This window comes from Roseateles sp. (assembly GCF_036486225.1).
Taxonomy (GTDB): domain Bacteria; phylum Pseudomonadota; class Gammaproteobacteria; order Burkholderiales; family Burkholderiaceae_C; genus Roseateles.
The window spans coordinates 1-9865 of the sequence record NZ_DASVNZ010000218.1; the positions used below are offsets into that span (position 1 = coordinate 1).

Consider the following 9865-nt stretch of genomic DNA (forward strand, 5'->3'; position numbering starts at 1 on the left):
TCATGTCGAGCTCGCGCATCAGCGACGGCGACGAGCTGCCGGGCGACAGCTCCTTGGCTAGGCCGAGCAGGCGGTTGGTCTCGCCGCTCATCGCCGAGGGGACCACCACCATCTGGTGACCCGCCCGCGCCCATTTGGCGACACGCTTGGCCACGTTGCGGATGCGGTCGGTCGACCCCATCGAGGTGCCGCCGTACTTGTGAACGATCAATGCCATGGGAATGTCAGAGGGGGCTGCGGGTGGATCGGCGATTCTAAGACGCGCCCTTGCCCGCAACGTCGCTGCCCATGCGGGATCCGCATGCATCGGACACCCATCGCAACGCCATTTGTGCTTCACCGGGACCTGCGATCCAGCGCGCGTCGATGCCCAGACCAGGCGCGAACAGCAGCCGTCCGTCGACGTGGATCAGCGGCCCTTCCCTCTGGACAGCGGGGATTCCAGCCGTCTGCCAGCATTTGCGGAGCGCGCGCGCCATGCCTTTGGCGTGGGCCTGGAACTGCTCGCCGCCTTCGCGCGGGCGCAACTCGACATTGCTGAGCGCAGAAAGCGCGACGCCCCCCGTGGTCACGGGTTCGACATGGAAAGCGCCGCCCCAGGCGGCCACCGGGTGACGCCCCGGTCGCGAGAGATCGATTCGTAGCGTCGCCTCGGCACCAGCAGCGGCGGCGGCGATCCCAAGGCCGATCAACGAGGCGGGCAGCGCTTCGGCTCGCACGGGTCGTCGCACCTGCGGCGGCGCCTGCACGAAGAACCTGCCGCGATAGAGGTGCAGCTCGGTGTCGCCCAGCGGCCAGCGCGCCACGGTCGCGGCGGAACCTTCCGCCATCACGCGCCGGATCAGCGTCGCGGGCGCAGTCCGACCGGTCGCGCGATGCAGCCAGGCGCGCAACGCGTTCGACGCGCGCGCCGCGCTGAGGGCTTCCAGCATGGCCTGCGACAAGCCGTCGGCATCGGACCAGCGGCCGAGGTCCTCCTCCGCGATCTCGCGCTGGAGTTCCGCCGCCTCCTGCGCCCACGTGGCGGCCTGCGCCAGCGCGGCCTCCGCGCCGGGAGCCTCCGCGGTCAGCGCGGGCCAGGCCTCCAGGCGAAGCCGGTTGCGGGCGAAGCGCGCATCGCCGTTGCTGTCGTCCTCGATGAAGCGCAAACCGTGTTCGACGACGTAGGCCTCGATGGATTCCCTTCGACGGTCCAGCCAGGGCCGCGACCAGCACACGCCGTCGCGCCATTGCGTGCGCGGCATCGCGGACAGACCCGCCACGCCGGCACCGCGCAGCGCCTGCAGCAGGAAGGTCTCCGCCTGGTCGCGGCGATGGTGCGCCAGCAGCAGCAGGTCAGCGCCGGCCGCGAGGGTCAGGCGTTGCAGCGCCCGATGCCGTCCGGCGCGGGCCCAGGCCTCGATGCTGTCGCCGGGTCCGGGCGCACCGGCGAGCCGCTCATGCACGAGCGACACGGGCAGGCCGTCCGCCGCCCATTCACCGACCTGCGCCTGCAGATGCGCCAACCACGCATCGGCGTGCTCGCTCAGCCCGTGATGGATGTGCAACGCCACCACCTGCAGCCCGAGCGGACGGGCGGCAACAGCGGTGGCGTGGAGGAGCGCCGTCGAATCGCGGCCGCCACTGGTGGCGACCGCAATCACGCGGCGGGAGGCTTCATCGGAGCCGGCTTGAGCGCCGGGCTGCTCACCGGTGGAGGCACCGGCTTCGACGCCGGCGTCGGAGCGCAGATCAGCGGCTCTTGGTGTCGCTGAATCGACCATAGGCCTGGAGACGCTCATAGCGGCGGTCCAGCAGTTCCTTGGTCTTCAGGTCGGAGACCTGACGGAGCGCATCGCCCAGCGCGCGTTTCAGGCTGGAGGCCATCAGCTTGGGATCGCGGTGCGCACCACCGACCGGCTCGCTGACGATCTTGTCGATCAGGCCCAGCGCCTTCAGGCGGTGCGCGGTGATGCCCAGCGCCTCGGCGGCTTCGGGCGCGCGCGCGGCGGTCTTCCACAGGATGGACGCGCAGCCTTCCGGCGAGATCACCGAATAGGCCGAGAACTGCAGCATCAGCACCTGGTCGGCCACGCCGATGGCCAGCGCGCCGCCGGAGCCGCCCTCACCGATCACCGTCGCGATGATGGGCACTTCCAGCTGCGCCATCTCGAAGATGTTGCGGCCGATCGCTTCGGACTGGCTGCGTTCCTCGGCGCCGATGCCGGGGTACGCGCCCATCGTGTCGATGAAGGTGAACACCGGCAGGCCGAACTTCTCGGCCAGCTTCAGCAGGCGCAGCGCCTTGCGGTAACCCTCGGGGCGCGGCATGCCGAAGTTGCGCAGCGTGCGCTCCTTCGCGTCGGAACCGCGCTGGTGGCCGATGACCATGCAGGCCTGGCCGTTGAAACGTGCGAGACCGCCGACGATCGCGGCGTCATCCGCGAAGTGCCGGTCGCCGTGCAGCTCTTCGAACTCGGTGAAGACTTCGCTGCAGTAGTCCAGCGTCTGCGGACGTTGCGGATGGCGCGCGACCTGGTAGACCTGCCACGGCAGGACATTCGAATAGATGTCCTTGGTGAGCTGCAGGCTCTTCTTGCCGAGGCGGTCGATCTCTTCCGAGATGTCCACCGCGGACTCGCTCTGCACGTAGCGGAGCTCGTCGATCTTGCTTTCGAGCTCCGCGATCGGCTGCTCGAATTCGAGGAAGTGTTTCTTGCTCATTCTCAGTAATCCACGGGTAGCGGATCGAGGCTCCGCCAAATGTACCATGTGGCCACCGAGCGATACGGGGCCCAGCCCTCGCCCAGCTCTCGGGCCTCCGCGCGCGACACCGGTTCGTCGCTGAAGTAATGCTGGCTGATGCCTTTCAGCAGTCCCAGATCGTCCAGCGGCAGCACGTTGGGCCGCATCAGGTGGAAGATCAGGAACATCTCCGCCGTCCAGCGGCCGATGCCGCGGATGGCGACCAGCTCGTCGATGATGGCTTCATCTTCCATCTGCGCCCATTGGCGCACATGGACCTGACCGGTCTCGAAATGCTGCGCCAGGTCGCTGAGGTACTCGACCTTGCGCAGCGACAGGCCCACGGCCCGCAGCGCGGTCTTCTCCAGACTCAGCACCTCGGTCGGCTTGATGCGGTTGGACGGTCCCGAGGTCAGCTCGGCGAACTTGTCCCACACGCTCTGCGCCGCCTTCACCGAGATCTGCTGTCCGACGATCGAACGCGCCAGCGTCGTGAACGCGTCGCCACGGCTCTGCAGCCGCGCCTCGCCGAATTGCGGGATCAGCTTCTTCATCACCCGGTCGCGTTTGACCAGGTGTCTGCAAGCCTCATCCCAATAGTCCGGGGTCACCCCGGCGGTCGCCACACGCGCCATCAGGCCTGCTCTCCAACCTTCGAGGCACGGACCCAGGTCGTGCCGGTCGGGGAATCCTTCAGCTCGATGCCTTGTCCGGCGAGCGACTGGCGGATGCGGTCGGCCTCGGCGAAGTCGCGACCCGCCTTGGCGGCGGCGCGCGCGGCGATCTGCGCCTCGATCGCGGCCTCGTCCAGGCCCGCGCCGGCTTGCAGGAAGGTCTTGGGCGTCTGCTGCAGCACGCCCAGCACGCCGCCCAGCGCCTTCAGCAGACCCGCGTCCTGCGCGGAACGGTCGCGGTTGACCTGGTTGGCCAGCTCGAACAGCACGGCCAGCGCACCCGGCGTGTTGAAGTCGTCGTCCATCGCGGCCTTGAAAGCCACCGCAGGACCTTGCGTCCAATCGATGGTCACCTCCGCCGGCGCGACTGCGTCCAGCGCGGTGTACAGCCGGCGCAGCGCGGTGCGTGCGTCGTCCAGGCTCACGTCGCTGAAGTTGAACGGGCTGCGGTACTGCGTGCGCAGCATGAAGAAGCGGATCGACTCGCCGTCGAACTTCTCCAGCACTTCCTGGATGGTGAAGAAGTTGCCCAGGCTCTTGGACATCTTCTCGCCGTCGATGTTCAGGAAGCCGTTGTGCAGCCAGTAGTTGACGAAGTGGCCGAAGGCGCCTTCGCTCTGCGCGATCTCGTTCTCGTGGTGCGGGAACTGCAGGTCCATGCCGCCGCCATGGATGTCGAAGCGTTCGCCCAGCAGCGCGCAGCTCATGGCCGAGCATTCGATGTGCCAGCCCGGGCGGCCTTCGCCCCAGGGGCTGGCCCACTTGGCCTCGACCGGCTCGTCGGCCTTGGCCGATTTCCACAGCACGAAGTCCAGCGGATCGCGCTTGCCGTCATCGACCGCGACGCGCTCGCCGGCGCGCAGCTGGTCCGGCGACTTGCCGCTGAGCTTGCCGTAGCCGTCGAACTTGCGCACCGCGTAGTTCACGTCGCCGCCACCGTCAGCCTGGTAGGCCAGGCCCTTGGTCTCGAGCTTGCCGATGATGTCCAGCATCTGCGGGACGTACTCGGTCGCGCGCGGCTCATGCGTCGGCTTGGCGATGCCCAGCGCGTCGAAGTCACGATGCATCGCGGCGATGGTGTCGCTGGTGAGCTGGCCGATCGTGATGCCGCGCTCCAGCGCGCGGCGGATGATCTTGTCGTCGATGTCGGTGATGTTGCGCACGTAGGTGACGTCGAAGCCGCTGGCCTTCAGCCAGCGGTAGACGACGTCGAACGCGATGTTCATGCGCGCATGGCCCATGTGGCACAGGTCGTAGACCGTGATGCCGCAGACGTACATGCGGACCTTGCCCGGCTCGATCGGTTGGAAGTCCTGGAGCTGGCGGTCCAGCGTGTTGTAGATGCGCAAGGAAGACATACGGGGCTCGCGCCGCACCGGCGACGGGTCGCGAGGTTCGGCGCATTCAACGGGGCGGTGCGGGTGGGCCGGAGAGCCGGCCGGGAGGCGAGCGTGAGACGAAAGCTCGCTCTAGAATGCCCGGCAGTATAGCGGCCCGACCCCATGCCAAGACTTCCTGCCCTGATCCGCTCCTGCTGCGTCGCCCTGGCGATGACCGGCGCCACCCTGACGCATGCCGCCGCCCTCGAGGACGCGCAGGCCCAGTGGGCCGCCGGCAAACGCGACCAGGCGATCCAGACCGCCGAGACCGGCCTGAAGACCACCCCGGACGATCCGCGCCTGCGCTTCGCGCTGGGCACGATGCTGCTCGAGCAGCAGCAGCTCGAACGCGCCCGCACCCTCTTCACCGGCCTGACCGAGGACTTCCCCGACCTGGCCGATCCTTACAACAACCTGGCCGTCATCCACGCCGCGCGCGGCGAGTACGAGGCCGCCCGCCAGTCCCTGACCCGCGCCCTGGACCTGCAGCCCGACCACGCGCAGGCCCAGGAGAACATGGGCGACGTGCTGATGCGCCTGGCCCAGCAGTCCTACGAACGCGCGCTGAAGCAGGCGCTCGGCGACGACACCGCGCTGAAGGTCAAGTTGCAACGCGTCACAGCGTTCAACAACGCCAAGGGCGGCCAGGCGCGATGATCGCGGGCGGCGCGCCGACGGCGCGTCGTCGTGCAACGCCTTCAACCGCGTCCCGCCCTCCCCCCAACGCTCCCCTCACCCCCACCAGGACCATGCGGACATCCAAATTCCTGCTCGCCGCCGGCGCCGTCGTGCTGGGCCTCGCGGCCTCGTTCGCCCAGGCCCAGGTCGTCAAGCTGAGCACCACCGCCGGCGACATCAAGATCAAGCTGGACGCGGAGAAGGCGCCGAAGTCGGTCGCCAACTTCCTCGCCTATGTGAAGGCCGGCCACTACAACGGCGTGATCTTCCACCGCGTCATCGGCGACTTCATGATCCAGACCGGCGGCTACACGCGCGATCTGGCGCAGCGCCCGACCCGCCCGCCCATCCCGTTGGAGGCCGGCAACGGCCTGATGAACATCCGCGGCTCGATCGCGATGGCGCGCACCAACGAGCCGGACTCGGCGACCTCGCAGTTCTTCATCAACACCGTGGATAACCCCGGACTGGATCCAGGCTATGCGTCCGACGGTCGCGGCTACGCCGTATTCGGCTACGTCACCGAGGGCATGGACGTGGTCGACAAGATCCGCGCGGTGCCGACCGCGCCGTCGAAGGCGAACCCGCTCTTCCAGAACCTGCCCACCACCCCCGTCCTGATCAACAAGGCCACCGTCGAGAAATAAGGAGTTGACGACATGAGCAAGAAAGTCGAACTGCACACCAACCATGGTCTGATCACCGTGGAACTGGATGACGCCAAGGCCCCCAAGAGCGTCGAGAACTTCCTGGCGTACGTCGCCAAGGGCCACTACGACGGCACGATCTTCCACCGCGTGATCAAGGGCTTCATGGCCCAGGGCGGCGGCTTCGAGGAAGGCATGAAGCAGAAGCCGGCCGACGCGCCGATCCAGAACGAGGCCAACAACGGTCTGAAGAACGACAAGTACACGCTGGCGATGGCGCGCACGAACGCGCCGCACTCGGCCAGCGCCCAGTTCTTCATCAACACGGTCGACAACGACTTCCTGAACTTCAAGAGCGAAAGCCCGTCGGGCTGGGGCTACGCGGTGTTCGGCAAGGTCGTCGAAGGCCAGGACGTCGTGGACAAGATCGAGAAGGTCAAGACCAGCCGCTCGGGCTTCCATGACGACGTGCCGGTCGACCCGGTGATCATCGAGCGCGCCGTCGCGGTCGAGTGAGTCCCGGCGCCGCCTTCCCTCTGCCCCGCGCGGTGCTGCCTCTGGCACCGCTGCGGGCGGCAGGCGGCTGGCGGCGGATCGACCTGCTGTCCGACCTGCACCTGTCGCCGGACATGCCGGCGACGCTGGCGCGGTTCCGCGCCCACCTGGCGGCGACGCCGGCCGACGCGGTTGTCCTGCTCGGCGACATCTTCGAGGCCTGGATCGGCGACGACGCGCGCTGGCAGGCCGGCACCTTCGAGCAGTTCGCGCTCGATCTGCTGCGCGAGGTCTCTTCGCGCAAGCCCCTCTTCTTCATGCACGGCAACCGCGACTTCGCGCTCGGCGAGGCGATGGCGGCGGACGCCGGCATGCGGCTGCTGGGCGATCCGACACGGCTGGAGGCCTTCGGACGCTCGTGGCTGCTGAGCCATGGCGATCAGCTCTGTCTCGGCGATGTCGGCTACCTGAAGGCGCGCGCGATCGTGCGCCGGCCTGAGGTGCTGGCGGCGCTGCGCGCGATGCCGCTCTTCGCGCGACGTGCGCTCGCGCGCCATCTGCGCGCGAAGAGCCGCATGCATCAATCCGATCCGTCCACCTGGGCGGACGTCGACGACGACGCGGCGCGCTCATGGCTGAGCGCGTCGGGCTGCGACACGCTGATCCACGGCCACACGCACCGGCCGGCGGTGCACGATCTCGGCAACGGGCTCACGCGCGCCGTGCTGTCCGACTGGGACTACGACCACGGCCCGGGCCGCGGCGACGTGCTGGTCATCGACGCCCACGGCCTGCGGCGCATCGCGCCCATGACCTCGGCGACCGAGCTCGTCATCACCCCATGATCGGCGGCCTGCTCCAACGCTGGCGCGCGCATCGCGAGCGCAAGCTGCTCGACCAGTACGCGATCCCCGATCCGCTGTGGGAGCTCACACTCACGCAGTACCCCTTCATCGCCCGTCGCAGTGAGGCCGATCGCGTGGAACTGCGCCGGCTGTGCTCGCTCTTCCTGTCGGCCAAGGAGTTCCACGGCGCCAACGGCTTCGAGGTCACCGACGAAGTCGCGGTGGCGGTCGCCGCGCAGGCCTGCCTGCCGGTGCTGCGCCTCGGACTCGCGTGGTACGACGGCTTCGTCGGCATCGTCATGCACGAGGGTGAAGTCGTTGCCGCCCGCGAAACGATGGACGAAGACGGCGTCGTCCACGCCTACGACGAGACGCTGGCCGGCGAGGCGATGGAAGGCGGCCCGCTGATGCTGGCCTGGAGCGAAGTCACGCCCGAGGCCACCGAGCGCGTCGAGGGCCACGACTCCGTCTACAACGTCGTGATCCATGAGTTCGCGCATGTGCTCGACATGCGCGACGGCGAGCCCGACGGCGCGCCGACCATCGACGATCCGACGCTGCGTCAGCAGTGGGGAGCGACGATGGAGGCCGAATGGCACTGGTTCTGCGACCAGGTCGACGCGGGCCATGCGACGCTCATCGATCCCTACGGCGCGGAAGCCCCGGAGGAGTTCTTCGCCGTCGCGGTCGAGGCGTTCTTCGTCGCGCCGCGCGAGCTGCTCGTCGAGCAGCCGCAGCTGTACCGGCTGCTCGCCGGGTTCTTCAGGCAAGACCCGGCACGCGACTGAGTTCAGCGCAAGGCGGCTCGATAACGCGCCGCGCAGGCCTGCTGGTCCGCCTCCGACGCCGCGCGCGAAAAGCCGAAGCCGTTCCAGCGATAGGCCAGCGTCAGCGTCTGTGGCGTCGCCGGCGTGCCGGCGTCGACGCCTACGGGGCCCACGGGGCCAGCCAGGAAGGAACTCGCCTCGTGCAGCGCGCACAGCACGTCGCCCGTCCCGGACGACGGCATCACGACCGCGTCGATCAGTGGATACGCGAGCGCGGAACCTCGCCACAGCGCGCGCAACCGCCCCGATCCGCCGGCACGCGGCGGCGGATCCAGCGCATACACGTAGGGACGAGGCGCCACACGTTTGTCGAGCTTGGAATATCGGTCTTCCAACAGCAGCAGACCGGTGCCGGTGCCGGTGCCGGTGCCGGTGTCAGTGCCAGCGCCACTGCCGGCGGCGTTGTCGGCAGGCTCAGATTTCCATGTCGCCAGCGATATCGCCTGGGCCCGGCGCACGCGCCCGACGACGGCCTCGAAGGGCACGCCATCGCGTGGCGCGAAGCGGAGTTTCTGGCGCACCGATCCGTTCAAGAGCTCGCGTGCGCCGGCGGAGACCGCGATGCCGGCGATCGTCAGCCGCGCGTGCGGCGGCGCGGCGCAGACCGGCAGGCGCTCGCCCGTGAGCTGCGGAAAGAAGCCACCACGGACCATCGCCGTGCGCAAGCCGGTGCAGCCCAGGCCTCCGTCGGCGGTCCAGCCGCATTGCGCGAGCAGACCCGACTTGGCATCGGCGTACTTCTGATCGAAGACGTGGTTGCCGAGCGAGAAGAACACGGGTCGCCCCTCGACGCATTCCGGCGGCTGCACCACGTGCGGGTGGTGGCCGACGATGACGTCCGCGCCGAGTGCCTGCAGCGCCGCCGCGTCGTCGTACTGCGCGCGAGAAGGCCAGCCGGCCAGCTCGGTCCCCCAATGGACGTAGACGACGACGGCATCGGCCAGTTGGCGGGCTGTGGCCAGCTGCTGTTCGAGCGCGACGTCGAGGGGCTGCGCCTCGCGGTCTGCCGCGGCCAGGCGACTCAAGGTCACGATCGCCAGCGTGCGGCCGCCGATCTCGAGGAACGCGGGACCGTCATCGAAGCTCAACGGCGTCATGCCGGCCTGCGTGATGGCCCCCCGCGTGCGTCGACGACCGTCCGCGCCGGTATCGCCGGCATGGTTGTTCTCATGGCCGAGCAGATCGAAACCGGCAGCGCGTGCCGTCGTCAGCCATGCGGCCTCGGTCGCGAAACACAGCGTCTGTCCCTTCGGGCAATCGCCCGGATCGCCGATGGCGCCTTCGAAGTTGCCGACAAGGATGCCGAGCTCGCCCTTGGGCGCGAGCGGCGTCCACGGTGTCGGACCGTCGGCCGCGCGGCGCAAGGCGTTGCCGACGAGTCGCGACAGCATCACGTCGCCCGCGAAAGTGATGTGCGCCTGCCCTGGTCCTGGTCCTGGTCCTGGTCCTGGTCCTGGTCCTGATTCTGCTGGGGCCGTGGCCGTGGCGATCGCCGTCGCCGCCGCGTCTCCCCCGTTCGCCAATGCGGCCCCCAGCGAGCTCGCCGCGAGGACCATGGCCCTAACGATCCGCCGCATCGCGCCGGCGCGAGCCCGC

General features: G+C 68.9%; 10 protein-coding genes and 1 pseudogene. 5 read left to right on the plus strand and 6 right to left on the minus strand.

Going from position 1 to position 9865, the window contains the following annotated elements; translation table 11 throughout:
- The 5 genes and pseudogenes from VF536_RS15065 to cysS form a co-directional block, all read right to left on the minus strand.
- A pseudogene (locus tag VF536_RS15065) lies at positions 1-217 on the minus strand (aspartate kinase); the annotation flags it as partial.
- Between the two features lie 37 nt (positions 218-254).
- Positions 255-1643, minus strand: a complete 1389-nt coding sequence (gene tilS, locus VF536_RS15070; protein WP_331615683.1) for a tRNA lysidine(34) synthetase TilS — start codon at positions 1641-1643, stop codon at positions 255-257.
- Between the two features lie 88 nt (positions 1644-1731).
- Positions 1732-2703: an acetyl-CoA carboxylase carboxyltransferase subunit alpha gene (locus tag VF536_RS15075; RefSeq protein WP_331615684.1), complete on the minus strand. Its 972-nt coding sequence runs from the start codon at positions 2701-2703 to the stop codon at positions 1732-1734.
- 2 nt (positions 2704-2705) lie between these two features.
- On the minus strand, positions 2706-3359 hold the full coding sequence (locus VF536_RS15080; RefSeq protein WP_331615685.1) for a DNA-3-methyladenine glycosylase 2 family protein: 654 nt from the start codon (positions 3357-3359) through the stop codon (positions 2706-2708).
- A complete protein-coding gene (gene cysS / locus VF536_RS15085) occupies positions 3359-4756 on the minus strand; it encodes a cysteine--tRNA ligase (protein ID WP_331615686.1) in 1398 nt (465 codons plus the stop codon). Before cysS ends, VF536_RS15080 begins: the two co-directional genes overlap by 1 nt.
- Positions 4757-4948: 192 nt before the next feature.
- Between cysS and VF536_RS15090 the strand changes: the two genes are divergently transcribed.
- The 5 genes from VF536_RS15090 (at position 4949) to VF536_RS15110 (ending at position 8230) form a co-directional block, all read left to right on the plus strand.
- Complete coding sequence (locus VF536_RS15090; protein ID WP_331615687.1) at positions 4949-5434, plus strand: tetratricopeptide repeat protein; 486 nt, start codon at positions 4949-4951, stop codon at positions 5432-5434.
- 92 nt (positions 5435-5526) lie between these two features.
- Positions 5527-6102, plus strand: a complete 576-nt coding sequence (locus VF536_RS15095) for a peptidylprolyl isomerase (RefSeq protein WP_331615688.1) — start codon at positions 5527-5529, stop codon at positions 6100-6102.
- Positions 6103-6114: 12 nt separating this feature from the next.
- On the plus strand, positions 6115-6618 hold the full coding sequence (locus VF536_RS15100) for a peptidylprolyl isomerase (protein WP_331615689.1): 504 nt from the start codon (positions 6115-6117) through the stop codon (positions 6616-6618).
- Between the two features lie 32 nt (positions 6619-6650).
- Positions 6651-7442: a UDP-2,3-diacylglucosamine diphosphatase gene (locus VF536_RS15105; protein WP_331615690.1), complete on the plus strand. Its 792-nt coding sequence runs from the start codon at positions 6651-6653 to the stop codon at positions 7440-7442.
- Positions 7439-8230 (plus strand): M90 family metallopeptidase, encoded by a 792-nt coding sequence (locus VF536_RS15110; protein ID WP_331615691.1) that lies wholly within the window; start codon positions 7439-7441, stop codon positions 8228-8230. The genes VF536_RS15105 and VF536_RS15110 overlap by 4 nt, the downstream gene beginning before the upstream one ends.
- A gap of 2 nt (positions 8231-8232) precedes the next feature.
- Here the strand turns inward: VF536_RS15110 and VF536_RS15115 are convergent, their stop codons facing one another.
- Entirely contained in the window at positions 8233-9846 is a 1614-nt protein-coding gene (locus tag VF536_RS15115; RefSeq protein WP_331615692.1) for a CapA family protein, read from the minus strand.
- Positions 9847-9865: the final 19 nt, after the last annotated feature.